This is a genomic window from Streptomyces sp. SCSIO 75703 (assembly GCF_036607905.1).
Lineage (GTDB): Bacteria > Actinomycetota > Actinomycetes > Streptomycetales > Streptomycetaceae > Streptomyces.
The window spans coordinates 1,127,733-1,154,701 of record NZ_CP144555.1; the positions used below are offsets into that span (position 1 = coordinate 1,127,733).

Consider the following 26,969-nt stretch of genomic DNA (forward strand, 5'->3'; position numbering starts at 1 on the left):
AATGGGCCAAAGCCTAATATTGGCCCCTACACACCATCGGAGGGAGCGGTCACCGTGCGACGGGACGTCACGAAGTCTGCCGGGAACCGCTCCGACCTGGTCATCGGCAGGGAGGAGCCGTTCGAGGCGGCACGGGGACAGCTCGTCGGGGGCGGCAGTGTGCTCCTGCACGGCCCGGCCGGAATTGGAAAGTCGACGGTCCTGCGGACACTGGCCGCGGAATACGCCCGCACGGCGAGCACCGTGTTGCGCTGCTCGGCGACCGAGTCGGAATCCCATCTGCCCTTCCTCGCCCTCGCCGACCTCCTCGGGCTCGTCCTCGACCGGGTCTCCGGCACCCTCCCCCTCGCGCAGCGCACCGCACTGGAGTCGGCGCTCACCGGGCGCGGCGAGTCCACGCTGCGCCGCGACGGGCTCGCGCTGCGGCTCGCGGTCCTCTCCGCGCTGCGCGCCCTCGCCGCCGACGGTCCGGTCCTCGTCGTCGCCGACGACCTCCAGTGGCTGGACCCGGCCAGCACCGAACTGCTCGGCTTCGCCGCCCGCCGCCTGGGCGACACCCCGGTGCGGCTGCTGTGCGCGGTGCGCACCGACGACCAGGAGTACGACCGCCACCTGCGCGCCTGCCCGCCCGACACCCGCGCCATACGGCTGGGCCCGCTGACCCGGCCGCAGGTCGCGGAGCTGCTGGCCCGCCAGGGCTTCCCGCAACTGTCGCGCTCCACCGTCCGGGACATCCACCGCACCAGCGGCGGCAACCCGCTCTTCGCCCTGGAACTGGGCCGGGCCCTGGCCGAGAGCCCCACCCCGCCCCGGCCCGGCGAACCGCTGCCGGTGCCGACCTCGCTGCGGGCGCTGGTCCTCAGCCGCCTGGAGATGCTGTCCCCCGAGGCCCGCCACACCCTCCTGGTGGCCAGCGCCGGCGCCCGGCCCACCCCGGCCCTGCTGCACGCGGCCGGCCGCGAGAACGCCGAGGCGGAGACCGCGCAGGCCACCGAGCTGGGCCTGCTCGCCTCCGACCCGGAGGAGCCCACCCTGCGCTTCGCGCACCCGCTGATCTCCGCCGCGCTCTACGCGGAGGCCCCCGCCCCGGAGCGGCGGGCCGCGCACGCGGCGCTGTCCACGGCCGCCTCCGACCCGATCGAACGGGCCCGGCACCTGGCCCTGGCCACCCCCGGCACCGACCCCGGCGTCGCGGCGCGGCTCGCCGAGGCCGCCGCGCTGGCCCGGGACCGGGGGGCGCCCTCGGTCGCCGCCTCGCTGGGACTGCTCGCGGCCCGGCACACCCCGCCGGACGGCGACCCCTGCCCGGACGAGTACCGGCTCCGGGCCGCCGAGGACGCCATCACCGCCGGGGAGGCCGACCTCGCCCGCGAGGTCGCCCGCGAGGTGCTGGCCCGGGACACCACGCCCGGCCGCCGGGTGCGCGCCTGGATGGTGGTGATCGAGGCCGCCGGGCAGGCCATCGGCGAGGTCGACGCGGTCTTCCCACAGGCCCTGGCCGACGCGGGCGACGACCCGCGGCTGCTCGCCCTCGTGCACTACCAGCTCGCCTGGCGCGGACTGGTGGTGCAGGGCGACTTCGCGCAGGGCCGGGAGGAGGCGGCGCACGCGGCCGAGTTGGCGGCGCGGGCCGGCGACCGCCGCACGGAACTGCTGGCGCTCGCCTTCCAGGCCCAGGCCGAGACGCTGATGGGCCACCCGGACGCGGCGTCGACCATCGAGCGGGCGCAGCGCGAACCGCAGGACCCGCGGGTGGCCTGCCACCACAACGGGGCCGGCTCCACCCGGTTCCGCTGGCTGGTGATGAGCGACCGGCTGGCCGAGGCGCGCACCATCCTCACCGGGCTGCTGCGCGAGGTGCGGCGCCGCGGCATGGCCGAGAGCGAGGTGCACTACCTGCGCTCCCTCGCCGAGACGGAGCTGTACGCCGGGCACTGCGGGCGGGCCCTGGAGCTGGCCCGCGAGAGCCTGACACTGGCCCGGGACGCGGGCATCGGGGAGGGCGCGGGGGTGATGCTCGCCTCCCTCGCCGAGGCGGCCGGCGGCGACGTGGCCCAGGCGCTCGCCCTCGGGCACGAGGCGGTGCGCCACACCGAGGCCGACGGCGACGCCGTGTACCTGTCGCGGGCGCTGGCCGCGCTCGGCCACGCCCACCTGGTGGCCGGCGAGGCGGAGGCGGCGGTCCGGGCGCTGGGCCGGGTGCGGAAGCTGGAGGCCGGCGCGGGCATCACCGACCCGGCGCGGGGGCGCTGGCAGGGCGATCTGGCCGAGGCGCTGGTGCGCACCGGACGGACCGCCGAGGCGCAGGAGGTCGTCGACACCAGCCGGGCGCAGGCGCTCAGGCTCGGCCGGGAGAGCGTCCTCGCCGTCCTGGACCGGGCCGAGGCGCTGGTGCGCGCCGCGCGGGGCGAACGCCGGGCGGCCGTCGAGCAGTTGGTGTCGGCGCGGGACCGGCTGGCGGCGCTCGGGCAGGGGCTGGAGGAGGCGCGGACCGCGTTCGCGCTGGCCGAGCTGGGCGAGGGCCGGCCGGGTCCGGGATCGTACGACGAGGCGGTGCGGCTCTTCCGGCGCTGCCGGGCGCTGCCCTGGCTGCGGCAGGTGGAGGCCGCCGCCGCGCAGCGGGCCGCCGGGCCGCCCCCGGCGCGGGCCGCCGCGCCGGACGGGCTGGCCGGGCTCGCCGCGATGGAGCGTCAGGTGGCCGCGCTGGTGATGGAGGGCGCCACCAACCGGGAGGCCGCCGCCCGGCTCTTCGTCAGCGTCAAGACCGTCGAGGCCACCCTGACCCGCGTCTACCGCAAGCTGGGCATACGCTCCCGGGTGGACCTCGTCCGCCTGGCCGCGGGCCGCCGCGGGGAGTGAACGACGGGGCGGCCCGCGCCCTGGACGGCGGGCGAACCGCACGCCCGGTCCGGGGCGGGGCCACACGCCCGGGTCCGGCCGGGGCGCATGCCCGGTCCTGGTGGGCCGTACGTCTGGCGCGGGGCTCCACGCCCGGGACCGGTGGGGGCCGCACGGCCGGGTCCGGCCGGGGCGCATGCCGCGCCCTGCTGGGCCGCACGGCCGGCTCCGGCCCGCCCGCACGCCCGCACGTCCCGCCGGGAAGGCCGCGGCCGGGCCCGGGGAGGCGGGCCCCCGGGGGACGCCGGCTCCCCCTCCCGTGACCGGACCGAGGGTTTTCCCTGCCCGAACTCCCCTAGGGGACTCCCTCATTGGGCCGCCCGTCGTGCCGGTCATAGCGTGAACACGTGCCGCTCGCCGGGCACACGGAGGCGGTTCCCGAAGCCTCCGTACCCCCCACGCCCGGCGACCCCCCACCGGCCTTCGAGGAGACCCATGTCCGGCCTCACCCGCGCCAGACCGCCCACCGCCGCCGCGCCGCCCGCCTCCCGGGCCGCCCGCCGCCGGGCGGCGTCCGCGGTGCCCGCCCGCACCGCCCGTACGCCGGGGAGCCGCCCGGCGACACGTACACCTGCCAGGACGACAGCGGCGGTTCCCCGGGTTCACGGGGCGTCCTGGCAGGGATCACCCTCCGCACCCCGCACGGTTCCCGTGTCGCCCTGAGCACCGCTCGGGCCCAGTCCAGGGGGCGTTGCGAGCCACCACGAGCGGCCCGCAACGCCCCCTCTCCACGTGTCCTCCCTCCCCCGCGCCCGGGTCACGTCCCGGCGGGGGCGGCCCTGCCGGGTAACACCCGAAGGGGTCCCTCCGGCGTGAGCACCCCCGGTCGCCGCGGGTGCGGTGGGAGGATGGCCCGACTGTGAGGGAGGCCGTGGATGCGCGACGTGGCGATGGCGCTGTGGGACCTGGACAGCGGGCAGGGCCCGCGCCAACTGGCCGAGCTGGCACTCGCGCTGGTCCTGTCCAGTCTCATCGGCTGGGAGCGCGAGGCCCAGCAGAAGAGCGCCGGCCTGCGCACCCACACCCTGGTCGGTGTCGCCAGCGCGCTCATGATGGAGATCTCCCAGCACGGCTTCTCCGCCGTGCTGGGCATGGAGGGCGTGGGCCTGGACCCGTCCCGGGTGGCCGCCCAGATCGTCTCCGGCATCGGTTTCATCGGCGGCGGGCTGATCTTCGTACGCCGGGACGCGGTGCGGGGCCTGACGACCGCGGCCACCATCTGGCTCACCGCCGCGGTCGGCATGGCCTGCGGCGGCGGGCTGCCGATCCTCGCGGTGGCCGTCACGATCCTCCACTTCCTCGTCGTACGCGGCTATCCGGCGCTGTCCCGACGCCTCGTCAAGACCGTCACCACCACGGTCGAGCTGCGGATCACCTATCTCATCGGGCAGGCGCTGCTGCCCCAGTTGATGGAGACGTGCACGCGGCGCGGGTTCCGCATCCTGCGGGTGACCGCCGACCGGCTGCCCGGCCGCACCGACTCGGCGGCCCGGGTGCTGCTGCGGCTGGAGGGCACCGGCGACGCCGTCCGGCTGACCTCCGACCTCTTCCAGGCCGACGGCGTGCTCGACGCCGACATGAACGTCGCCGCCGAGGAGGAGTGACCGCGCCGGGGTTGCCCGCGCGGCGCCGGGGAACCCGGGGCACGTGCAGGGACGAGACGCGCCGGCGGGGCCGCGCACCCTGGTGACCGGCTGGTTCAGCTTCCCGGACGGGGAGGCGACCGCCGGGGACCTGCTGGCGCTCCGGCGGGTGGAGGACCGGCTCCGGCGCACCGGCACCGCGTACGACGTGGCGTGGAGCCCCGGCTTCCGGCCGGGTGACACCCACCTCGCGGACCTCGACCCGGCCGCGTACACGCGTCTGGTCTTCGTGTGCGGCCCCGTGCGTGGGCGGCAGGTGGCGGAGTTGCACCGGCGGTTCGCGCACTGCCTGCGGATCGCGGTCGGCGTCTCGGTCCTCGACCCCGGCGACCCGGCCGCCGCCGGCTTCCACCGGGTGCTGCCCCGGGACGCGCCCCACACCGTGCCGGGCACCGACCTCGCCGCCCACGCCCCCGTGTGGCCGGTCCCGCCGGTGGCCGGGGTGGTGCTCACCCACGGGCAGCACGAGTACGGGCGGCGCCGACGGCACGGGGCGGTCGCGGCGGAGGTGACCCGCTGGCTGGCCGGGCGGGACTGCGCCCGCCTGGAACTGGAGACCCGCCTCGACACCCGCGACTGGCGGCTGTGCGCCACGCCGGAGCAACTGGAGGCCGTGCTGTCCCGGCTGGACGTGGTCGTCACCGACCGCCTGCACGGCCTGGTGCTGGCGCTGCGCGCCGGGACGCCCGCGCTGGCCGTCGACCCGGTCGCGGGCGGCGCCAAGGTGACCGCGCAGTCCCGTGCCTGCGGCTGGCCGGCGCTGGTGCCCGCCGAACGGCTGACGGCACACGCGCTGGAACGCTGGTGGGACTGGTGCCTGACCGAGGGCCGGGAGGCCGCGCGGCACGCCCGGGACGCGTTCCGCGCGGGCGGGCCGGACGCGGCGGACGGGCTGCGGGCGGCGCTCGGGGACCGGAACGGTTAGCCCGCGGGCCGCGCGGGCACTCGGCGGAGCGTCGGTCCCCGGCCCCGAGGGAGACACCGTGACCATCGGCCGGCTCTCCGCACGCGAGCAGCGCGTCCTCGACGAAGTCGAACGGGCGCTGCGCCACGACCGCCGCCTCGACCGGAGGCTGCGCACCATGCGGCTCAGCCGCCTTCCCGACCTGTCGCGGCTCGCGGCCTGCCGGCCGCGCCCGCTGACCACCGCCCTGCTCCTCGCCGTCTCGCTCACTCTGATGGCCACCGGCATCGCCACCTCCGTACCCGGCGTGATCTGGGCCTTCGCCCTGTCCTGGCCGGTGACGCTGTTCGCCGTGTTCCGGCTGCTGTGCCGCCGGACCGGCGAGGAGCCCGAGAGGTGACGGCCGCCGCAGCGCCCCCGCGGCTGCCCCGCGGCGGGCCGGGGAGGAGCGCGCCGGCGCCCCCGCTGGGGGCCGCGGGCGCTGTCCCGGCGCCCGGCCCTCAGCCCGTGTAGTCGCGGGCGGTCGAGGCGCGCTGGGACGGTTCCAGGGCCCGCAGGCGGGCCTCGACCTCCGGCGGGAGCACCCGGCGTTCGCGCAGCACCCAGGGCAGGGCCGCCGCCGCCTCGGCGAAGGCGCGCAGGGAGGCGCGGTCGCGTGGCACGGTACGCGCCAGGAACAGCGTGCGGCGCAGCGCGCGGCGGGCGGGCCGGCGCAGCCAGGTGAACCACAGGGTGTTGCGGATGCCGTGCTGCCGGCGCAGCGTGGGATCACGTACGACCGACGGGTGGTGGTGGACCGTCAGCGTGTCGGCGTACGTCAGCCACCAGCCGTCCGCCGCCAGGTCGGCGGCGAGCAGTTCCTCCTCGCCGCCCAGCCAGAGCCGGGGGTGGAAGCCGCCCGCCGTGCGGAACGCGCCGGTGCGCAGCACGGTGGCGGCGGCGAGGAAGGAGCCGAGCGCCGGTCCGGGCAGCCACGCCGGGGCGGGCACGGGCGAGTCGCGCAGTTCGCCGACGATGGGGTCCTCGGTGCCGTCCGGTTCGACGAGGATGCGGGCGGTGACCGCGCCGAGGGCGGGATACCGGTCGAGCAGGTCGGCGGCCCCGGCGAGGGAGCCGGGCGCCCACCAGGAGTCGTCGTCGCAGAAGGCCACGTAGGGCGTGTGGACGTGGCGCACCGCCAGATTGCGGCCGACGGCGCCGAGGTTGCGCCCGGGACGCAGCAGCCGGACCCGGGGGTGGTGGTGGGCGACGGCGGCGGCGGTGCCGTCGGTGGAGGCGTTGTCGGTGACGATCACCGGGGGCTGTTCGGGCAGGGCGGCGAGGCGGTCCAGGGTGCGCAGGAGTTCGCGGCGCCGGTCGTGGGTGATGACGACGACGGTGGTCCGGGGATCGGTCACGGGGGGTCTCCGTCCAGGAGCCGGGCGGCCCGCTCCACGTGCGGCGGCAGGGGTCTGCGGTCGCGCAGGGCGGCGGGCAGGCGGGCCAGCGCCTCGCGCAGGGCGTGCCGGGCCTGCCGGTCGCGGCGGGCGTCGGCGGCGAGGGCGCGGGTGCGGGCGAGGGCGTGCGGCAGGGGGCGGCGCAGCCAGGCGGTGAGGAGTTCGTTGCGCCGGACCCTGGCCGGGCGGCCGGTGCGCGGCGCGGGGTCGGGGTGGTGGTGGGCGACCACGTCCGGGCAGTGGGTGACCCCCCAGCCGCGGGCGGCGAGGTCGTAGGCGAGCAGGGTCTCCTCGGCGCCGAAGAAGAGCAGGGGGTGGTAGCCGCCGGCGTCGAGGTACGCCTCGCGGCGGACCACCGAGGCGCAGGCGAGGAAGCCGAGGACCTGGGTGCCGGGCAGGTCGGCGGCGGTGCCGAGCGGGGAGGCGGCCAGCCGCCCGTTGAGCGGGTCGGCGTCCCGGCCGGGGCCGACGAGGGTGCGGGCGGCGAGCAGGCCGAGCCGGGGGTGTTCGGCGAAGAGGCGGGCGGCGGTGCCGAGCGCGCCCGGCGCCCACCAGGAGTCGTCGTCGCTGAAGGCCACGTACGGGGTGTCGAGGGCGCGCACTCCGTGGGTGCGGGCGAGCGCGCCGCGGTTGGACGGCAGCCGCACCACCCGGACCTGGGGGAAGTCGCGGGCGAGCAGGGCGGGGGTGCCGTCCGTGGACGCGTTGTCGGCGACGACGATCTCGGGGCGCTCGGGCAGGGCGAGCAGCCGGCGCAGGGTGCGGGCGAGGCTCGCGGAGCGGTCCCGGGTGGCGATGACGACGCCGACGGGGGCGGGGGCCGGGCGGCCCTGAGGGGCGGGGGCCCGGCCGGGCGCGGGGGGCGGGCCGTGGGTCATGGGTCCTCACCGAGGGCGTCCAGTGCGTCGAGCGCGTCGAGGACGTCGTCGGCGCGCAGGCGCAGCAGCGCGGGGTCGGGCTCGGTGCCGTGCGGGTCGCCGTCCGGGCCCGGATGCCACAGGACACGGTGGCGGGGGTGGTCCGGCGGGCCCCAGCGGCTCGGCGGGACCGGGCCGAACAGGGTGACGGAGGGCGCCGCGTGGGCGGCGGCGAGGTGGGCGAGGCCGGTGTCGCCGCTCACCACGGCACCGGCGTCGGCGACCAGGGCGGCGAGCCGGTCGAGGGGCAGGCCGCCGCCGAACACGTCGGTGTCGGGCAGCCGGGCCAGCTTGGCGAGCCGCGCCACGAGGTCGGCCTCGTCCGCTCCCCCGGTCACCACGACCCGCCGGCCGCGGGCGCGCAGCACCTCGGCGACGGCCGCGTACCGCTCCACCGGCCAGCACCGGGCGGGGGCGCCGGCCCCCGGGTGCAGGACGACGGCCCCGGGCGCCGGGGACGGCACCGAGGGGCGGGGCAGCAGCAGGTCGTCGGGGTCGGCGGCGATGCCGTACGCCGTCAGCAGGCGGCACCAGCGGACGCGTTCGTGTTCCTCGGCGTACCAGAGCGGGCCGTCGATCTCCGGGGTGCCCGGGTGGGCGAACGCCAGCAGCCGGCGCGGCCCGAGGCGCTGGAGCAGCCGGTGGCTGGGCGGGCCGTCGCCGTGCAGGTCGACGGCGACGTCGGGGGGCGGGCCCGTCCAGTCGAGGGCGTGCGGGACGGCGCGGCCGGGCGCGGAGGCGGGCAGCAGCCGGTCGACGTCGCCGGTGGCCGCGGCGACGGGGGCGAGTTCGGCCGGGGCGGCGAGGACCAGCTCGTGACCGGGGTGGGACCGGTGCAGCGCCCGCAGCGCGGGCACCCCGGCGAGCAGGTCGCCGAGGCCGAGGGCACGCAGGACGAGCAGCCGGGGCGCCGTCGTGCCCGGCGACCGGCCCTCCCTCCCCTCCGGCGTGCCCCGGGCGTCGGGCACGGACGGGAGGGGCCGGACGGTCCCGGCGTGCGCCGGGTGCACGGGGACGCCGGTGGCCGGCGGCCCTTCCGTACCGGCCCCGGACCATACGCGGGCGGGGGCGGGGCGGGCGGGAAGGCGGGGCGACGGGGGGTGGGGGTGTGTCATGGGGTTTCCTGGGCGGCTCGGGTCAGCAGGGTGGTGGAGGAACGGCCGTCGAGGTAGGGCAGCAGGACCGCCTGGCCGCCCCACTCGTCGAGCAGCCCGGCTTCCGGGAGGTCGGCGCCCGCGTAGTCGCCGCCCTTGACCCACACGTCGGGGCGCAGGTCGCCGAGGAGGCGTTCGGGGGTGTCCTCGTCGAACACGGCGACCGCGTCGACGCAGGCCAGCGCCCGCAGGACCCGGGCGCGGTCGGCGAGCGGGCTGACGGGACGGCCCGCGCCCTTGCGGCGCCGTACCGAGGCGTCGGAGTTGACGCACACCACCAGGCAGTCGCCGAGTCGCCGCGCGGCCTGGAGGAGGCCGACGTGCCCGGCGTGCAGCAGGTCGAAGCAGCCTCCCGCGGCGACGACGGTGCCGTGCGCGCCGCGGACCCGGGCGGCCACCGCGTACGGGTCGTCCGGGCCGGGCCCGTCCGGCGGGGGCGCCGCCGGTGCGGCGTCGGCGCGGGGCAGCGCCCCGGCACCGCCCGCGGCGACGAAGGCCCCCGCCGCGCCCACCGCGCCCTCGACGGCCTCCCCGACCAGCGCCCCGTCGGCGAGCAGCCCGGCCGCCGTCGCCGCGAACCGGTCCCCGGCACCGCAGGCGTCGCCCGCGTGGGCGGCGGACGCGGGAAAGAGCAGCGGGTGTTCCCCGTACGACAGCAGCGCGCCGCGCGGGCCGAGGGTCACCGCGACCGCGGCGGTCCGCCACCGCCGCACCAGCGCGGCGGCGTCGTGCGCGGCGGCGCGCAGGCCGCCGTCGGGGCGGCCCTCGGGCGGGGCGAAGCCGTGCGCCTCCTTCTCGGCGGGGGTGACCAGGCGGGTGCCGGGCACCGGCGGTCCGCCGCGCGGGTGCGGGTCCCAGACGAGCGGGGGCCGTTCGGCCAGCAGGTCCCGCAGGGTTTCGGCGGCGCCCCGCCCGTAGTCGGAGACGAGGACGGCGCGGGCGGAGCGGAGCGCGGCGCGGGCCTCGGCGGTGGCCTCGCGGGCCCGGCCGCCGCCCCGGTCGAGGCGGACGACGGGCCGGCCGCTCGCCAGTACCCGGGTCTTCTCGGGCAGCGGTCCGTCCAGCGGGAGCGCCACCAACCGCACCCGGGGAGGGAGCAGTTCGCGCAGCGCACGGCCCGCCTCGTCGTCACCGGCCCCGGTGATGAGGGTGACCTCGCGGCCGTCGCGGGCGGCGAGGCAGGCGGCGAGCGCGGCGCCCCCGGGGCGCAGGTGTTCCGCGCACTCGGCGATCACCGGCACGGGCGCGTCGGGCGCGAGCCGGTCGGCCGAACCGGTCACGTCACGGTCCAGCAGGGCGTCTCCGACCACGGTCAGGGGGGTGCGGTCAGGCATGCGTGCCCTCGCTCTCCCCGGGCCCGGCGGCCCCGGGCCCCTCGTGCAGGGCCGCGTCGAAGGCCGCGCAGACCATGTGCACGGCGACCAGGTGGAGTTCCTGGACGGTGGCCGTCGAGAGGGCCTCGACGCACAGGGACTCGTCGCTGCCCGCCATGAGCGGGTTGGGGGCGCGGCCGGTGAGCGCCCAGACGCGGACCCCGGCGGCGCGGGCCGCGTCGGCCGCGGAGAGCAGGTTGGCGCTGGCACCGCTGGTGGACAGCAGCATCAGCACGTCGCCGGGGCGCCCGTGGGCGCGGACCTGGCGGGCGAACACCTCGTCCACGCCGTAGTCGTTGGCGATCGCCGTGGTGCTGGAGGTGTCGGCGTGCAGGGCGAGGGCGGAGAAGGGCGGCCGGTCGTCGCGGTAGCGGCCGACGAGTTCGGCGGTGAGGTGCTGGGCCTGGGCGGCGCTGCCGCCGTTGCCCGCGGCGAGCAGCCGTCCGCCGCCGGAGAGGACGGCGGCGAGCCCGCGGCCCCAGTCCTCGGTGCGGTGCGCGCGGGCGCGGAAGGCCCCCAGCGCCTCCTGGAGCCGGTCGCAGTGCCCGAGGACGGGCGGGTGGACGGTCATCACGCCACCTCCTTCGACAGGGCGTGGTCGGCGACGGTCAGCCGGTAGACCTCTTCGGCTCTGTCGGCGACGCTCCGCCAGGTGTAGTGGGCGAGGACGCGGGCCCGGCCGGCCGCGCCGTGGCGGCGGCGCAGGGCACCGTCGGCGAGGAGTTCCCGGGCCGCGCCGGCGATCGCCGCCGGGTCCCCGGGCGGGACGAGGCGCCCGGTGCCCCGGTCGGCGACGGAGTCGCGGTGGCCGCCGACGTCGGTGGCGACGACGGGCACGCCGCAGGCCATCGCCTCCAGCGGCACGATGCCGAACGGCTCGTAGACCGGGGTGCACAGCACCAGGTCGGCGCTGCCGAGCAGGGCCGGCATGTCCCCGGGGTCGACCGCGCCGAGCAGCCGGACCCGGTCGGCGACGCCGGCGCGGTGCGCGAGGCCGGTCAGCCGCCGGGCCTCGGGATCGGCGCCGAGGTCGGCGGCCGGGGGCCCGCCGGCGACGAGGAGTTCGGTGTCGGGCAGCGCGGCGAGGGCGCGGACGGCCTGGTCGAACCCCTTGCGCGGGACGAGCCGGCCGCAGGCGAGCAGCCGGTGGCGCCGCCGCCGCGCGGGGGTGCGGGCGCCGACGGCGCCGGGCCGGAAGTGCGCCGCGTCGACACCGCAGGGCACCACGGAGACCCGGTGGGCCGGCACGCCCATGGCGGCGAGTTCGACGACCTCGTCGGTGCAGGTGGCCAGGACGCGTTCGCAGCCGCGGCCGAGGCGGCGTTCGACGCCGACGCGCTCGGCGGGGCTGGTGTCGCGCGGGCCCTGGTGGCGCCGCTTGACGGTGCCGAGGGCGTGGAAGGTCTGCACGAGCGGGATGCCGTGCGGGCGCACCCCGACCCCGCAGGCCAGGCCGGACATCCAGAAGTGGGCGTGCGCCACGTCGGGCCGCTCCACCGCCCAGGCGCGCGCCAGACGGGCGCCGAAGGCGGGCATGTACGGGAACAGGTCGTCCTTGGGCACGCCCTCGGGCGGGCCGGCCGGCACGTGCTCGACGACCGCGCCGCCGGGCAGCGGCACCCGGTCCGGCAGGTCCGGATCGTCCCGGCGGGTGTAGACGGTGACGTCGTGGCCGCGCCGGGCCAGTTCCTCGCCGAGGCGGGCCACGTAGACGTTCTGGCCGCCCGCGTCGACCCCGCCGAGCGCGGCGAGCGGGCTCGCGTGTTCGGACACCAGGGCGATCCTCATCGGGCCACCTCCTTGAGCAGCCGCTCCCAGTCGTCCAGGAAGCGGGGCAGCCCGTAGCGGGACAGGGCTGCGGCGCGGGCCCGTTCGCCGACGGCGCGCGCGTGGCCGGGATCGGCCAGGAAGTCCCCTACGGCGTCGGTCAGGACGTCGACGCGGTGGGAGACCACCCCCGCGCCGGGGGGCACCGCCTCGGGGACCTCGGTGGTGGCGAGCGCGACCACGGGCATGCCCAGGTGCATCGCCTCCAGCAGGGACAGGCCCAGCGAGGTCCAGCGCACGGGGTGGACGTAGACGCGCCGCCGGGCCAGTTCGGTGTGCAGCCGGCTCTGGACGACGTCCTCGGTGCGGCAGCGGTCCGGGGCGAGGCCCAGGTGGCCGGCGAGGCCGTCGGTGCGCATGCCGAACACGTCGAGCGGGGCGGCCCGCGCGAACTCGGGCAGCAGGTCGGTGCCGGTGGTCCGGCCGCGCCGCACCGGTTCGTTGACGACGACCGCGGCCCGTTCCAGCTCGCCGGTCCAGCGGTGGCCCGGGTCGACGATGCCGTGCTCGACGACGGTGGCGGGCGTGGGGCCGGCGTCCCACATCAGCCGGTTGAAGTGGGTGACGTGGACGAGGGTGGCGCCGGGGATGTCCGCGGCGGGGTGACGGGTGCGGGGCACGTCGCCGTCTGGCGCGTTGTGCTCCAGGTACACCAGCGGCGGTCGGCGGCCCAGCCACCGGTCGACCAGGGCGAGTTCGTGCGGGCGTTGCAGGACGACGACGTCGACGTCCGCGTCCCGCAGCCGTTCCGGGGGCACCTCGACGACCGAGTCGGGCCAGCGCCAGGTGCGGGCGCGGCCGAGGCCGTCGGGCCCGCGGTCGGGGGTGACGGGGACGAGGTAGGTGTGCGGGCCCCGCACGAACGCCGTGGTCCACGAGCCGTGCACGTGCCACAGGAGAATCCTCATGCCTCCCCCAGCAGTTTCTCGACGGCCGCCGCCACGTCGGGGCCGGTGACGGAGTCCAGGCAGGGGTGGCCGGGGACGGGGCACTCCCGGGCCCTGCTGCCCGCGCAGGGCGCGTCCTGGTCTCCGAGCAGCACGGACGGCACGCCGTAGGGCCGCCAGCGCCCGGCCGGCACGACCGGCGCGAACAGCGAGACGACGGGGGTGCCGACCGCCGCGGCGAGGTGCGCCGGTGCCGTGTTGCCGGTGACGACGGCCCCCGCGCCCGCGAGGACGCCGGCCAGTTCCGGGGCGCCCGTACGGCCGCCGAGGTCGGTGCCGTGCCGGCCGGCGACGTGGGCGGTCAGGTCCCGTTCGCCGGAGCCGCCGGTGACCAGCACCCGGTGCCCGGCGGCGGCCAGTTCACGCACCGCCTCGGCCGCCCGCGCGGCGCTCCAGGCCCGCGCGGGCACGCTGGCGCCGGGGTGCAGCACGACGTACGGTCCCGGTCCCGTCAAGCGACCGGTGCGGGGCGGTGGATGGACGCGCAGGCGCCCGTCGTCGGACTGGGGGAAACCCGCCGCTCCCGCGAGGTCGAGCGCCGCCTCGGCCTCGTGGGCGCCGGGGGCCCGCCGGTGGCGCACGTCCAGCAGGGAGCCGGGGTAGTCGACGCTGTCCGCGGCGATGCGGCCGACGCCGGCCAGGCGCAGCACCAGGGCGGTGGGCAGCGGGGACTGGTGGAACGAGGTGAGGATCAGCGCCGTGTCCGCGTCGATCCGGCCGACCAGCGCGTCGATGTCCTCGCGGCGGACGAGGGGCGGGTCGAAACCGCCCCAGGGCGCGTCCCACACCAGCACCTCGTCCACGCCGGGCAGCAGGCGGGCGGCGGGGGCGCCCCGGGGTCCGCACAGCAGGGTGACGTGGTCGGCGCGGGCGGCGACGGCGCGCACGGCGGGCCCGGCGAGCAGGACGTCGCCGAAACTGTCGAGCCGCGTGACGAGTGCCTTCATCGAAGCCTCCGGGAGGTCGCCGGGGGCGGGGTCTGGGGGGCGGTCGAGGGGCGGAGGGTGGTCGAGGGGTGGGAGGGCGTCTCGCCGGGCGCCGTCGGCGTGTCGGCAGTGAGACGGGAACGGGGAGCCTCGGGCGTGTCGGGCGCCGTCGGCGTGCCGGGGTCGGGGCGCCTCGGCGTGTCGGGCTGCCCCGGCGTGTCGGCGGTCAGACGGAAGCGGGGCACCTCGCGCGTGTCGGGCGCCGTCGGCGTGCCGGGGTCGGGGCGCCTCGGCGTGTCGGGCTGCCCCGGCGTGTCGGCGGTGAGGAGGGCGCGTACGGCGGTCGGCAGGTCCGGGGCGACGTGGTCCGCGGCCGACGTCTCCGCCGGACGGGTCCGGTCGTTCGGGACGAGGACGCCCCGTGCGCCGGCCCGTTCCGCCGCCTCGATGTCGGCGCCGATGTCGCCGATGACCACACAGTCGGCCGGGTGGACGCAGATCCGCCCCGCCGCCCACAGCACCAGGCCGGGCCGGGGCTTGCGGCAGTGGCAGCCGTCGTCGGGGCCGTGCGGGCAGACGGCCCACACGTCGAAGGGGCCGAGGAGGTCGTCGACGCGACGGTTGACGTGCCGGACCCCGGCGTCGGTGACCAGTCCGCGCGCGATGCCGGACTGGTTGGTGACCACGCCGGTGCGGATGCCGTGCGCGCGCAGCAGCGCGACCGCCTCGCGGGCGCCGTCGACGGGCCGCACCCGGTCCGGGTCGCCGTTGTAGGGGACGTCGTGGACGAGGGTGCCGTCGCGGTCGAAGAGCACCGCCTTGAGGGGGCTCATGCGGCCACCTCCCGCCAGGCCGGGGCGGCGCGGTACCGCCACAGCCCGCTCAGCCGGTGCCAGGTGGCGGCCGGCGGGATGAGCACGCTGGTGACGACCATGGCGGCGACCTCCTCCCGGTTCCGCGGTCCGGGCGCGATGCGGGCCCAGGCGAACTCGCCGGTGCCCGCCGCCCAGCCGAGCCCGGCGACCGCCGCGGCCCGGGGCCGGCCGGCCGCGGCCAGCACGAGCGCGGCGAGGCCCGCCGCGGTGACGGCGGCGTGGCGGCGGATACGGCCCCGGGGCGCGACCGCCTTGGCCCACCAGTCGGGACCGTGCAGGCGCCGCATGAGGGCGTCGTCGGCGTTGCCGCGCTGCTGCCGCAGGGAGACCCAGCGGGAGGCGGGCCGGACCGGGTGCCGGGTGGTGCGCCGGCCACGGCGGATGCGCCAGCCCTGGTCGAGCACGCGCAGCGCGAGGTCGGCGTCCTCCCGGTAGGCCCGGGTGAACCGCTCGTCGAAGCCGCCGACCTGTTTGAGGACGTCGGTGCGGTAGGCCATGTCGGCGGTGATCCAGCGGGCCCGCGCGAGGCCCGCGGTGCCGCGTTCCCAGTCGGTGGGCCGGCGCTCGCCGGGCAGCGGCACGGCGATCACGCCCTGGACGGCGCCCGTGTCGGGGGCCACCTCGGCGAGGTCCTGCACCAACTGGGCGCGCCAGTGCGGCCCGACCTGCACGTCGTCGTCCAGGAAGGCGGTCCACGGCGCGATCACCGCGCGCATCCCGGTGTTGCGGGCGGCGGCGGGCCCCCGGCCCCCGCTGCGCAGCACCACGGTGCGCTCGCGCAGGTCGCCGAGGACACTCATCGGGTGCTCCAGCGCGGCGGGGTCCTCGTGGGGGCCGGGGCGGTCGTCGACGAGCACGATCTCGTCCGGTCCCGGTCCGGTCGAGGCGGCCAGCGCGGCCAGGCAGTCGGCCAGCGTGTCCCGTACGAGGGTGGGGATCACCACGGCGTACCCGGTCAGGGCGGGATCGGTCAGGGCGCGGTCGGTCATCCGAACGCCCTCCCCCTGCGCACCGCGAACGGCCCGATCGCCAGCAGGTCCACGGGCGCGGACCCGAAGCACTCCAGCGCGTCGCGCGGGTTGTCGACCACGGGCCGGCCGGCGGTGTTGAGGCTGGTGTTGACCACCACGGGCAGTCCGGTGCGCCGTTCGAAGCCGCGCAGCATGCGGGCGACGAGCGGTTCGCGGCGTTCCGCCACGGTCTGGATGCGGGCGGTGCCGTCGACGTGCACGACGGCCGGGATGCGGTCGCGCCAAGCGGCCGCCACCTCGTGCACGAAGAGCATGTACGGGCTGGGCACCGGACCGGCGAAGACGTCGGCGGCGCGGTCGGCGAGCACCATGGGCGCGACGGGCCGGAACTCCTCGCGTCCCTTGACGTGGTTGAGGCGTTCCAGGTTCTCCGCCCGGCCCGGGTGGGCCAGCAGGGAACGGTGGCCGAGCGCCCGCGGCCCGAACTCGCTCCGCCCCTGGAACCAGGCCACGACGCCGTCCCGCGCGAGTTCCTCGGCGACCGTCTCGGCGATGTCGTCCGGTTCCTCGTAGGGGACGGCGGCCGTCTCCAGCCGGGCGCGGATCTCGTCGTCGCTCCAGCCGCGCCCGAGGTCGGCGCCGGGCATGGGGGCGGGGACGGCCTCGTCGGCGGCGAGGTGCAGGGCGCCGCCGAGGGCGGTGCCGGCGTCGCCGGCGGCGGGCTGCACCCACACGTGCCGGTAGGGGCCGCGGGCGGCGATCGCCGAGTTGGCGACGCAGTTGAGGGCGACGCCGCCGGCCATGGTGAGGGCGTCGCCGCCGGCCTCGCGGTGCAGCCAGTGCGTGAGGTCGAGGAGGAGTTCCTCCAGGGCGGCCTGGGTGCTGGCGGCCAGGTCGGCGTGGTCGCGGGTCCAGTCCTCGCCGGGGGCGCGGGGCGGGGCGAGGGCGGCCCAGTCGACGCCGTGGGCGCGGAACCCTCCGTCGCCGGTGGCGTGCACGTGCTCGCGCACCCGGTCCAGGAAGCGAGGGGTGCCGTAGGAGGCGAGGGCCATCACCTTGTACTCGTCGCTGCTGCGCAGGAAGCCGAGGTGTTCGGTGAGTTCCTCGTAGACCAGGCCGAGGGAGTGCGGCAGCGCCTGCGTGGCGAGGGTGTCGAGTTTGCCGTCGCGGTAGCGGCCCGCGAGGTGGGAGGCGCATTCGCCGCGGCCGTCCAGGACGAGGACGTCGTTGTCGGGATGGGGCGAGGCCGGTCCGGCGGAGGCGGCGTGCGCCACATGGTGCGGGACGAAGACGACCTGGCCGGGGTCGAGTCCGGGCAGTGCCTCGGCGAGGAACTCGGGCGCGCGGCGGGCGTACTCCAGCCGCAGCGGGTCCCAGGGGTCGTCCAGCCCCATGGCCTCGGCGGGCCGGGCGAGCCGCGGGTCGAAGGAGTAGGCGACGGCGTCCAGTTCGCCGGGCCGTACCCCGGCGTGCTCCAGGCACCACCGGGCCGACAGCTCCGGCATCTCCCACGCGGAGAAGGGCACGGGGCGCTTGCCGTGCTTGCGCCGGCTGAAACGCTCTTCCTCGGCTGCCGCCACGGTTCGTCCGTCGACGACGAGCGCGGCGGCCGGGTCGTGGAACAGGGCGTTGATCCCAAGGATGCGCATGGAGGCTCCGTCCCGGGCGGTTCGTGGTCCTGCGGGTGTTCGGGTGCTGCTGCTGGTACTGCGGGGGTTCGGGCGCTGCGAGTGGGGGGCGGGTACCGCCAGCGGTTCAAGCCGTTCGAGCGGTTCAGGCGGTTCGAGTTCTTCATGCGGTTCGAGTGCTTCAGGTGACTCGGGGAGACGGGTGCCGACGGGCGGCTGGTTCAAACACTTGGAGCCAGCCTGGTTCCGGACATGAGAGGACTTGTGACCGTGCGTAGGGGTTCGGGGTGGGACGGCAAGGGCGTTGGGCAGCATGGACCGTGGATGTTCACGGGTGACGCAGCGGGTGGCCGGGGATGCAGACGGACGCGCCGTGCGTGAGTTCACAGGAGGCCCGAGTTCACAGCGGCGGCTGCGGGTTCACAGGGAGGGGCGGAGGCCCACGGGCGCGCGGGTTCACAGGAGCTGGGGGTTCACGAGGCCGCTGCGGGTTCACAGAAGGTGCGGGGTCGCGGTAGGCCGCTTGTGAACGCCGTGCCGCCGGTTCACACGCCCCGGGGAGTTCACAGGACGCGCGCGCCGGCCCCGCGCGCGGGCCACCCGGCGGGACGGGGTGACGTCACCCGAGTACGACGCCTCGCCGCCGCGGCAGTTCACAGCGACCCGGTCGATTCACAGACGGCACCGAACCCGAGGAGTTCACACGAAGCGACCGGTTCACACCGGGCGGCGCACGCCTGAAGCAGTTCACATAGCGCGGAGGGTTCACAGCCGTGCAGACCTGGCAGAGTTCACATGCAGCGACAGGTTCACAGACACTTCAGTTCACGCGAAGCGGCGGGTTCACAATCACCTCAGTTACACAACAAGCCGCGAGGCAGGGTGTTTTCAGTGTGAATACTCCGTCACCGATTCACAGCAGGGGCTGAGTTCACACTCCGCCAGCCCGAAACACCGCCCCGCCCGAAACCCCGCCCCGCCCCGCCCCAGCCCCCACGCTCCACCATCCGCCCGTCACGCGACCGCGACCTCCCTCGCGAACCACTCCACCGTGCGCTCCAGTCCTTCCCGCCAGGGCACCCTGGGCTCCCATCCCAGCAACTCCCGGGCCAGCGTCGTGTCGGGCCGGCGTCGGCAGGGGTCGTCGACGGGGCGCTCGACGAACGTGATCCGGGAGGCGGAGCCGGTCAGTTCGACGATGTGCCGGGCCAGTTCGAGCACCGTGATCTCGTCCGCGCCGCCGATGTTCACCGGCCCCGGCTCGCCCGAGGCGGCGAGGGCGAGGACGCCGTCGACCGTGTCGTCGACGTAGCACAGGGAGCGGGTCTGGCTCCCGTCACCCGCCACGGTGAGCGGCATGCCGTCGAGGGCCTGGGCGATGAAGGTGGGGACGGCGCGGCCGTCGCCGGTGCGCATGCGGGGGCCGTAGGTGTTGAAGATGCGGACGATGGCGGTGTCGGTGCCGTTCACCTGGCGGTCGGCGGTGACCAGTGCCTCGGCGAAGCGCTTGGACTCGTCGTAGACGCTGCGCGGGCCGACGGGGTTGACGTTGCCCCAGTAGCTCTCCCGCTGGGGGTGCTCCAGGGGGTCGCCGTAGACCTCGGAGGTGGAGGCGAGGACGCAGCGGGCACCGTCGGCGCGGGCGCGTTCCAGGACGTTGCGGGTGCCGGTGCTGCCGACGTCGAGGGTCTCCAGCGGCAGCCGGAGGTAGTCCGCGGGCGACGCCGGGCAGGCGAAGTGCAGGACGAGGTCGAAGCGTCCGGAGAGCCGGCGCAGGGCGGCCGGGTCGGTGGCGTCGGCCGGGATGAAACGGAAGCCGCGGACGGGTTCGAGGGCGGCGATGTTGGCGCGGTCGCCGGTGGCCAGGTTGTCCAGGCAGACGACGTCGGTCCCCGCGTCGAGGAGCCGGCGGCACAGCCGCGAGCCCACGAAACCGGCTCCGCCGGTGACCAGGGCCCGGCGCCAGGCCCTCCCACCGCCGTTCACTCCCCCGAACAAGCCCACGGCGCTCTCGGGCCCCGGCCACCCCTCCCTGGACTGCCCGCCCCCCGCCCACCAGCCTCCGCCCCACCCGTCCGGGCCCTCTCCACCCCGGAGTTGCGAGCCCCGGTCCCGCGCGCCGTCGCCCCATGACCGCGAGCCCCGGTCCGGCACGTACCCGCCCCGTTCGCCCTCGCCCCGCCCGTCCCCGCCCCGCGGGTCCCCGCCCCGCCCTTCTCCGGCCACCCCTCCGCCGGCCCTCAGGGCCCCGGCCGCCCCAGCCCCGGCCCGCGCACTCCCCACCGCCCCTCCCCCGGCCCGAGCGTCACCGGCCCGCGCACCCCCGGCCCGTGCTGTCTCCGGGGGTCCGCTGCCGGCCCGCAGGCCCGCGGCCGGTCCGTTCACGAGGTTCTCGCTCACGGGGTTCTCGCTCACGGCGTCCTCCTTGTTCTCGCCGTCGGGTGCGTGTCGGCTGAGTAACCGGAGACGGCCCCCACTATCCCCGAACTGGCATTCGAGAGGCGCCCGCGAAGCCGCTATACACTGTATGTATAGTCACCGCATGCCTTCGCTGAGCAGGAAGACGATCACACTGGGTACGGGGTTGCGTGGCAGCGCGGCTTTCGCGCTGGCAGCGGCATTGGCGCTGCTCCCGGCGCTGACCGGCTGCACACGGCTGGAGACCACGTCCCCCAGTACCGTGCGGGCCGCGGGCGCCGAGGCAGGTGCCGCCGGCGGCGGTCCCTCGGGGCACGGCTTCGGGACCGTCGACTGCCGCAAGGCGCGGTGCGTGGCGCTGACCTTCGACGCCGGGCCCAGCGAGAACTCCCCCCGGCTGCTGGACATCCTCCGCGAGAAGCAGGTGCCCGCGACGTTCTTCCTGCTCGGCAAACGCCACATCGACACGTACCCCGAGCTGGTCAAGCGGATGGCCGACGAGGGCCACGAGGTGGCCAGCCACACGTGGACGCACAGGATCCTCACGGACCTCGCGCCGGAGGAGATACGCGCGGAGCTGACCCGGCCCAACGAGGAGATAGAGCGCCTGACCGGCACCCGCCCGACGCTGATGCGCCCGCCGCAGGGCCGTACCGACGACACGGTGCACGACATCTGCCGGGAACTGGGCCTCGCGGAGGTCCTCTGGAGCGTGACCGCCAAGGACTACAAGACGACCGACTCCGACCTGATCACCCGACGCGTCCTGGACCAGGTGGCCCGCGACGGGATCATCCTGCTGCACGACATCTACGACGGCACCGTGCCCGCCGTGCCGGGGATCATCGACGCGCTCAAGGAACGCGGCTACGTCTTCGTGACCGTGCCCCAGTTGCTGGCGCCGGGCGCCGCCGAGCCGGGCGAGGTCTACCGCTGAACACCGCGCGCGGGGGCCGCGCCCGGCGGGGCGGGGGCGGCAGGGTGCTGCACCGGTTCCCTACGATCGGGGCGTGGTCACCTTCCGTATCGAACGCACGGCGCCGCTCCCCCCGGCCGAGGCGTGGCGACGGCTCACCCGCTGGCGGCGCCACGGCGACACCGTGCCGCTGACCCGGGTCGACGAGGTCACGCCGCCACCCACCGGCCGGGGGACGGTCGTGGTGGCGCGTACCGGGATCGGGCCGTTCGGTTTCGACGACCGGATGGAGGTGACCGTCTGGGAACCGCCGGGCGACGGCGGGGGCGGACGGTGCCGGCTGGAGAAACGGGGACGGGTGGTCCGGGGATGGGCCGAGATCGAGGTCCGTCCGGGCCCCGGCGGCCGGTCCCGCGTGGTGTGGACCGAGGAACTGGGCGTGCGCCTCCTGCCCCCGGCGGCCGACGGGGCCCTGCGCGCCGCCGGACGCCACGTCTTCGGCCGGGCCGTCAACCACCTCCTCCGCACCCCGTGACGCCCTCCGCGCCCCCTGACCTCCTCCGGCACCCCCTGACGCCCGCCCACCCCCGCTGACGATCGGCCCGCCCCCTCAAGCCCGCCCCTCTGGCTCGTCCCCTCAGGCCCGCCCGCACGCCGGCCGGCCGACCGGCCCTCACCCCGTACCGGCCCGCCGGCTCCGCCCACGCGGACGTCACCCCGGTCGGCCCGCCGCCCCCGCCATCCCGGCCGGCTCCGGTCCGTCGCGGTGGATGGGGACGCCCGTGCCGGTCAGCGCGGCCCCGCTGCCGCCGTGCCGGGCGGCGACGATCTCCGCGGCGATGGACAGGGCCGTCTCCTCGGGGGTCCGGGCGCCGAGGTCGAGGCCGATGGGGGACCTGAGGCGGTCCAGTTCCCGGTCGGTGAGGCCGGCCTCGCGCAGCCGGGCGGTGCGGTCCAGGTGGGTCCGGCGGGAGCCCATCGCGCCGACGTAGGCGACCGGGAGGCGCAGGGCGAGGGTGAGCAGGGGGACGTCGAACTTGGCGTCGTGCGTGAGCACGCACAGCACCGTGCGCCGGTCGACCCGCGTACGGCGCAGGTAGGTGTGGGGCCACTCCACGACGATCTCGTCGGCCTCGGGGAAGCGCTCGCGCGTGGCGAAGACGGGGCGGGCGTCGCACACGGTGACGTGGTAGCCGAGGAAGCGGCCGACGCGGGCGAGGGCCTGGGCGAAGTCGACCGCGCCGAAGACGATCATGCGGGGCGGGGGCACCGAGGACTCCACGAGGAGGGTGAGCGGCGCCCCGCAGCGTGAGCCCCGCTCACCGATCTCCAGCATGCCGGTACGGCCGGCGGCGAGGAAGGCGGCGGCCTCCGCGGCGACGGTGGCGTCCAGTGCGGGGTGGGCGCCGAAACCGCCCCTGCGGGCGCCGGCGGCGTCCACGAGCAGCGCGCGCCCCCTCAGTTCCGCGGGTCCGGTGACGACGCGGGCCACCGCCGCGGCCTCCCCGCGCGCCGCGGCGGCCAGGGCGGCGGCGAGGACGGGGCGGGCCGGGTCGGCGGCCCGGAGCGGGGTGACGAGGACGTCGATGACGCCGCCGCAGGTCAGGCCGGTGGCGAAGGCGTCCTCGTCGCTGTAGCCGAAGCGTTCCAGGACGGTCGCGCCGTCGTCGAGGGCCTGGCGGCACAGTTCGTAGACGGCGCCCTCGACGCAGCCGCCGGAGACCGAGCCGATGGCGGTGCCGTCGGCGTCCACGGCGAGGGCGGCGCCGGGGCGGCGCGGGGCGCTGCCCGAGACGGCGGCCACGGTGGCCACGGCGGCGTCGCGGCCCTGCTCGACCCACCGGTGCAGCTCTTCGGCGATGTCCAGCATCTGTCGCTCCTTACGGCGGTGATGGGAAAAGGGTTCCCGCACGGGCGCCACGTGCACGCCCCGCAGGCTCTCCGGACCGGGCGCCACGTGCACGCCCCGCAGGCTCTCCGGGCCGGGCGGCACACGCACGCCCGGCACGCTCACACCGGGCGGCACACGCGCCCCCGGCACTCGCTCCACGGGGGCGGCACCGCGCACCCCCGGCCGCGCCGCGCCGCCCGTCCCCGCTAACGCACGCCCAGCCCGCTCTCGATCGGGCCGAGGGCGAAGTAGACGAGGAAGACGGCGGTCAGCACCCACAGGAACACGCCGACCTGCCGGGCCCGGCCCTGGGCGGTGCGGATGGCGACGTGGGACACGACACCGGCGGCGACCCCGGTGGTGATGGTGTACGTGAACGGCATGAGGGCCACGGTGAGGAAGACCGGCACGGCGGTGCCGGTGTCGGCCCAGTCGACGTGCCGGGCGTTCCGCAGCATCATGGCGCCGATCACCACGAGGGCCGCGGACGCGACCTCCTGGGGCACGATCGCGGTGAGCGGGGTGAAGAACAGGCAGGCGGCGAAGAGGACACCGGTGACCACGGAGGCGAGGCCGGTGCGGGCGCCCTCGCCGACGCCGGTCGCGGACTCGACGAAGACGGTCTGGCCGGAGCCGCCGGCGAGTCCGCCGACCGCGCCGCCGGCGCCGTCGATGAACAGGGCCTTGGACAGTCCCGGCATCCGGCCCTCGCGGTCGGCGAGTCCGGCCTCGGTGCCGACGCCGATGATGGTGGCCATCGCGTCGAAGAAGCCGGCGAGGACGAGGGTGAAGACGATCAGGCCGACGGTCATCACACCGACCTCGCCCCAGCCGCCGAACTCGACCCGGCCGAAGAGCGAGAAGTCGGGCAGGGAGAGCGCCGAGCCGCGCAGCGCGGGGGCGCCGCCGGCCCACTGGCGGGGGTCGACGACCCCGGCGGCGTGGAGCAGCGCGGCGGCGGCCGTGCCGGCGACGATGCCGATGAGGAGGGCGCCGGGGACCCGCCGCGCCTGGAGCATGACGATCAGCAGGAGGGTGCCCGCGAAGAGCAGCACCGGCCAGCCGGCGAGTTGTCCGGCGGGGCCGAGGGTGAGCGGGGTGGCCTCGCCCTGGTGCACGAAGCCGGATTTGTAGAGGCCGATGAGGGCGATGAACATGCCGATGCCCATGGTGATGGCGTGTTTCAGGGCGACCGGGATCGCGTTCATGATCATCTCGCGGAGGCCGGTGACCACGAGCAGCATGATCACGACGCCGTAGACGACGCACATGCCCATCGCCTGCGGCCAGGTCATCTGCGGGGCGACCTGGGAGGCGAGGACGCCGGAGACGGAGAGTCCGGCGGCCAGGGCGAGGGGCACCTTGCCGACGACGCCCATGAGCAGGGTGGTCAGGGCCGCGGCGAACGCGGTGGCCGTGATCAGCGCGCGGCTGTCGAGGCGGTCCCCTGCGGCGTCGGCGCCGGAGAGGATCACGGGGTTGAGCAGGAGGATGTACGCCATCGCCATGAAGGTGGTGACGCCGCCGCGCACTTCGCGCGCGAGGGTGCTCCCCCGGTCGGAGAGGTGGAAGTACCGGTCGAGCCAGGACCGTCCGGCCGGGACGCGGGAGCCCGCGCCCGCGTCCTCGGCGGTGGTCCGTGGCCCCGTCGACTGCTGGGTCATGGTGCCGTCTCCCAAGGGTCACGAGGGCACCCGCGGGCGCCGCGTCGGCGCGCGCGGGGGCGAAGGGATGTGCACGACCCGGGGGACGGCCCGAGACGAGGGGTGCGGGGGACCGCGAGCGGTGCGGTCGCCGTGGTGCGCTCCGGGCGGCGGGCGGGGCGCCGGGTGGGCCGCTCCCGCCGTCCGGAGGGCGTCTCACGCCGTTCCGGTCAGGTGCTCCGGGCGGACCGGCGTGCGGTCGAGGACCAGTCCGGTGGCGTCGCGGATGGCCGCGAGGACCGCCGGTGTCGAGGACAGCGTGGGGGCCTCGCCGATGCCGCGCAGCCCGTACGGGGCGTGCTCGTCGGCGAGTTCGAGCACGTCGACCGGGATGGTCGGGGTGTCGAGGATGGTCGGGATCAGGTAGTCGGTGAAGGAGGGGTTGCGGACCTTGGCGGTCGCCGGGTCGACGACGATCTCCTCCATGACGGCGATGCCGAGGCCCTGGGTGGTGCCGCCCTGGATCTGGCCGACGACGGAGAGCGGGTTGAGGGCCTTGCCGACGTCCTGGGCGCAGGCCAGTTCGATGACCTTGACCAGGCCGAGTTCGGTGTCGACCTCGACGACGGCGCGGTGGGCGGCGAAGGAGTACTGGACGTGGCCGTTGCCCTGGCCGGTGCGCAGGTCGAAGGGTTCGGTGGGGCGGTGCCGCCACTCCTCCTCGACCTCGACGGCCTCGTCGCCGAGCACGTCCGTGAGGGCGGCGAGGACTTCGCCGCCCTCGGTGGCGACCTTGCCGTCCTCCAGGACGAGTTCGGCGGTGGCCCAGGCCGGGTGCCCCGCGCCGAATTTACGGCGTCCCCGCTCCAGCACCCTCTCCCGGACGAGGGCGCAGGCGTGGCGGACGGCGCCGCCGGTGACGTACGTCTGCCGGGAGGCCGAGGTGGAGCCGGCGCTGCCGACGCGGGTGTCGGCGGGGTGCAGGGTGACCTGGGCGACGCCGAGTTCGGTGCGGGCGATCTGGGCGTGGACGGTGACGCCGCCCTGGCCGACCTCCGCCATGGCGGTGTGGACGGTGGCGACGGCCTCGCCGCCGACGCTCTCCAGGCGGACCCGGGCGGTCGAGTAGTCGTCGAAGCCCTCGGAGAAGCCGACGTTCTTGATGCCGACCGCGTAGCCGACCCCGCGCACCACGCCCTCGCCGTGGCTGGTGTTGGACAGGCCGCCGGGCAACTGCCGTACGTCGGCGCCCTCGCTGGACTCCCACTGGCGCTCGGGGGGCATCGGCCTCGCCTTGACCCGGCGCAGCAGTTCGGCGACGGGTGCCGGGGAGTCGACGCGCTGCCCGGTCGGCAGGAGGGTGCCCTCCTCCATGGCGTTGAGCCGGCGGAACTCGACCGGGTCCATGCCGAGCCGGTCGGCGAGCTTGTCCATCTGGGCCTCGTAGGCGAAGCACGCCTGGACGGCACCGAAGCCGCGCATGGCGCCGCAGGGCGGGTTGTTGGTGTAGAGGGCGAGGGCCTCGATGTCGACGTCGTCGATGACGTAGGGGCCGGCGGAGAGGGAGGCGGCGTTGCCGACGACGGCCGGGGAGGCGGAGGCGTAGGCGCCGCCGTCCAGGACGATGCGGCACCGCATGTGGGTGAGTCTGCCGTCCTTGGTGGCGCCGTGCTCGTAGGTGAGGCGGGCGGGGTGGCGGTGGACGTGGCCGAAGAAGGACTCGAACCGGTTGTAGACGATCTTGACGGGTTTTCCGGTGCGCAGGGCGAGGAGGCAGGCGTGGATCTGCATCGACAGGTCCTCGCGTCCGCCGAAGGCGCCGCCGACCCCGGAGAGGGTCATGCGGACCTTGTCCTCGGGCAGGCCGAGGACGGGCGCGATCTGGCGCAGGTCGGAGTGGAGCCACTGGGTGGCGACGTACAGGTCGACGCCGCCGTCGTCGGCGGGGACGGCGAGGCCGGACTCGGGGCCGAGGAAGGCCTGGTCCTGCATGCCGAAGTGGTACTCGCCGCGCACGATCACGTCGGCCCGGCGGGCGGCGGCGTCGGCGTCGCCGCGCACGATGGGCTGGCGGTGGACGATGTTGGGGTGCGGGACGTGGCCGGCGTGGTGGTCGTCGCGGTTCTCGTGGACGAGGACGGCGCCGGGTGCGGTGGCGGAGGACTCGTCGGTGACGAGGGGCAGTTCGGCGTACTCGACGGCGATGAGGGCGGCGGCGCGGCGGGCGGTCTCGGGGTGGTCGGCGGCGACGACGGCGACGGGTTCGCCGTGGTGGCGGACCTTGCCGTGGGCGAGGACCGGGGTGTCGCGGATCTCCAGTCCGTAGGAGCGCACGTCGGTCGGCAGGTCGTCGTGGGTGAGGACGGCGTGGACGCCGGGCAGGGCGAGCGCGGCGGAGGTGTCGATGGAGACGATCTCGGCGTGGGCGACGGTGGAGCGCAGGATCTGGCCCCACAGCATGTCCTCGTGCCACATGTCGGAGGAGTAGGCGAACTCCCCGGTGACCTTGAGGATGCCGTCCGGGCGGAGCGTGGACTCGCCGATGCCGCCCTTGGTGCGCGTGCCCTGGGTGAGGGTGGTGGGTACCCCGTCGGCGGTCATG

20 protein-coding genes and 1 pseudogene are annotated in these 26,969 nt (G+C 76.7%); 6 read left to right on the top strand and 15 right to left on the bottom strand.

What is annotated here, in order from left to right; translation table 11 throughout:
- Window positions 1-54: 54 nt before the first annotated feature.
- The 4 genes from VM636_RS04800 to VM636_RS04815 all read left to right on the top strand — a co-directional run bounded on the left by VM636_RS04800 (window position 55) and on the right by VM636_RS04815 (window position 5,845).
- Window positions 55-2,859: a LuxR family transcriptional regulator gene (locus tag VM636_RS04800; RefSeq protein ID WP_030422994.1), complete on the top strand. Its 2,805-nt coding sequence runs from the start codon at window positions 55-57 to the stop codon at window positions 2,857-2,859.
- A 914-nt stretch (window positions 2,860-3,773) separates the two neighbouring features.
- Entirely contained in the window at window positions 3,774-4,502 is a 729-nt protein-coding gene (locus VM636_RS04805; RefSeq protein ID WP_053913831.1) for an MgtC/SapB family protein, read from the top strand.
- A gap of 43 nt (window positions 4,503-4,545) precedes the next feature.
- Window positions 4,546-5,466 carry a polysaccharide pyruvyl transferase family protein gene (locus VM636_RS04810; protein WP_338483516.1) on the top strand — a complete coding sequence of 307 codons (921 nt, stop codon included), beginning with the start codon at window positions 4,546-4,548 and terminating at the stop codon, window positions 5,464-5,466.
- 58 nt (window positions 5,467-5,524) lie between these two features.
- Window positions 5,525-5,845 (top strand): DUF3040 domain-containing protein, encoded by a 321-nt coding sequence (locus tag VM636_RS04815; protein ID WP_030422997.1) that lies wholly within the window; start codon window positions 5,525-5,527, stop codon window positions 5,843-5,845.
- A gap of 100 nt (window positions 5,846-5,945) precedes the next feature.
- On the opposite strand, the gene VM636_RS04820 is transcribed toward VM636_RS04815, so the two are convergent.
- The 12 genes and pseudogenes from VM636_RS04820 to VM636_RS04875 form a co-directional block, all read right to left on the bottom strand.
- Window positions 5,946-6,842, bottom strand: a complete 897-nt coding sequence (locus VM636_RS04820; protein WP_030422998.1) for a glycosyltransferase — start codon at window positions 6,840-6,842, stop codon at window positions 5,946-5,948.
- Window positions 6,839-7,759, bottom strand: coding sequence for a glycosyltransferase (locus VM636_RS04825; RefSeq protein ID WP_078962687.1), 921 nt, complete (start codon window positions 7,757-7,759; stop codon window positions 6,839-6,841). The genes VM636_RS04820 and VM636_RS04825 overlap by 4 nt, the downstream gene beginning before the upstream one ends.
- Window positions 7,756-8,766, bottom strand: a complete 1,011-nt coding sequence (locus tag VM636_RS04830) for a glycosyltransferase family 9 protein (protein WP_338483522.1) — start codon at window positions 8,764-8,766, stop codon at window positions 7,756-7,758. The genes VM636_RS04825 and VM636_RS04830 overlap by 4 nt, the downstream gene beginning before the upstream one ends.
- A gap of 143 nt (window positions 8,767-8,909) precedes the next feature.
- Entirely contained in the window at window positions 8,910-10,286 is a 1,377-nt protein-coding gene (rfaE2, locus tag VM636_RS04835) for a D-glycero-beta-D-manno-heptose 1-phosphate adenylyltransferase (RefSeq protein WP_338483524.1), read from the bottom strand.
- On the bottom strand, window positions 10,279-10,896 hold the full coding sequence (locus VM636_RS04840) for an SIS domain-containing protein (RefSeq protein ID WP_051821601.1): 618 nt from the start codon (window positions 10,894-10,896) through the stop codon (window positions 10,279-10,281). Before VM636_RS04840 ends, rfaE2 begins: the two co-directional genes overlap by 8 nt.
- Window positions 10,896-12,113 (bottom strand): glycosyltransferase, encoded by a 1,218-nt coding sequence (locus VM636_RS04845; protein WP_053913828.1) that lies wholly within the window; start codon window positions 12,111-12,113, stop codon window positions 10,896-10,898. Before VM636_RS04845 ends, VM636_RS04840 begins: the two co-directional genes overlap by 1 nt.
- Window positions 12,110-13,060 (bottom strand): glycosyltransferase, encoded by a 951-nt coding sequence (locus VM636_RS04850; RefSeq protein WP_338483527.1) that lies wholly within the window; start codon window positions 13,058-13,060, stop codon window positions 12,110-12,112. Before VM636_RS04850 ends, VM636_RS04845 begins: the two co-directional genes overlap by 4 nt.
- Window positions 13,057-14,046 carry a glycosyltransferase family 9 protein gene (locus VM636_RS04855; RefSeq protein ID WP_053913826.1) on the bottom strand — a complete coding sequence of 330 codons (990 nt, stop codon included), beginning with the start codon at window positions 14,044-14,046 and terminating at the stop codon, window positions 13,057-13,059. The genes VM636_RS04850 and VM636_RS04855 overlap by 4 nt, the downstream gene beginning before the upstream one ends.
- 302 nt (window positions 14,047-14,348) lie before the next feature.
- Window positions 14,349-14,858 (bottom strand): annotated as a pseudogene (locus tag VM636_RS04860) (HAD family hydrolase); the annotation flags it as partial.
- A complete protein-coding gene (locus tag VM636_RS04865; protein WP_030423249.1) occupies window positions 14,855-15,889 on the bottom strand; it encodes a glycosyltransferase in 1,035 nt (344 codons plus the stop codon). The gene VM636_RS04865 and the pseudogene VM636_RS04860, both read right to left, overlap by 4 nt.
- On the bottom strand, window positions 15,886-17,520 hold the full coding sequence (locus VM636_RS04870; RefSeq protein ID WP_030423250.1) for a carbamoyltransferase C-terminal domain-containing protein: 1,635 nt from the start codon (window positions 17,518-17,520) through the stop codon (window positions 15,886-15,888). Before VM636_RS04870 ends, VM636_RS04865 begins: the two co-directional genes overlap by 4 nt.
- A 993-nt stretch (window positions 17,521-18,513) precedes the next feature.
- Window positions 18,514-19,503 (bottom strand): NAD-dependent epimerase/dehydratase family protein, encoded by a 990-nt coding sequence (locus VM636_RS04875; RefSeq protein WP_078856297.1) that lies wholly within the window; start codon window positions 19,501-19,503, stop codon window positions 18,514-18,516.
- Window positions 19,504-20,041: 538 nt separating this feature from the next.
- On the opposite strand from VM636_RS04875, the gene VM636_RS04880 reads away from it, so the two are divergent.
- Together VM636_RS04880 and VM636_RS04885 are read left to right on the top strand one after the other, a co-directional pair.
- Window positions 20,042-20,854 (top strand): polysaccharide deacetylase family protein, encoded by an 813-nt coding sequence (locus VM636_RS04880; RefSeq protein WP_051821559.1) that lies wholly within the window; start codon window positions 20,042-20,044, stop codon window positions 20,852-20,854.
- A gap of 73 nt (window positions 20,855-20,927) precedes the next feature.
- Window positions 20,928-21,368 carry an SRPBCC family protein gene (locus tag VM636_RS04885; protein WP_053913824.1) on the top strand — a complete coding sequence of 147 codons (441 nt, stop codon included), beginning with the start codon at window positions 20,928-20,930 and terminating at the stop codon, window positions 21,366-21,368.
- Between the two features lie 177 nt (window positions 21,369-21,545).
- On the opposite strand, the gene VM636_RS04890 is transcribed toward VM636_RS04885, so the two are convergent.
- From VM636_RS04890 to pucD, 3 genes are all read right to left on the bottom strand, one after another.
- Entirely contained in the window at window positions 21,546-22,703 is a 1,158-nt protein-coding gene (locus tag VM636_RS04890) for an XdhC/CoxI family protein (RefSeq protein WP_338483535.1), read from the bottom strand.
- A gap of 227 nt (window positions 22,704-22,930) precedes the next feature.
- Entirely contained in the window at window positions 22,931-24,388 is a 1,458-nt protein-coding gene (locus VM636_RS04895) for an NCS2 family permease (RefSeq protein WP_053913822.1), read from the bottom strand.
- 195 nt (window positions 24,389-24,583) lie between these two features.
- Window positions 24,584-26,968 carry a xanthine dehydrogenase subunit D gene (gene pucD, locus VM636_RS04900; RefSeq protein WP_030422900.1) on the bottom strand — a complete coding sequence of 795 codons (2,385 nt, stop codon included), beginning with the start codon at window positions 26,966-26,968 and terminating at the stop codon, window positions 24,584-24,586.
- Between the last annotated feature and the right edge of the window lies 1 nt (window position 26,969).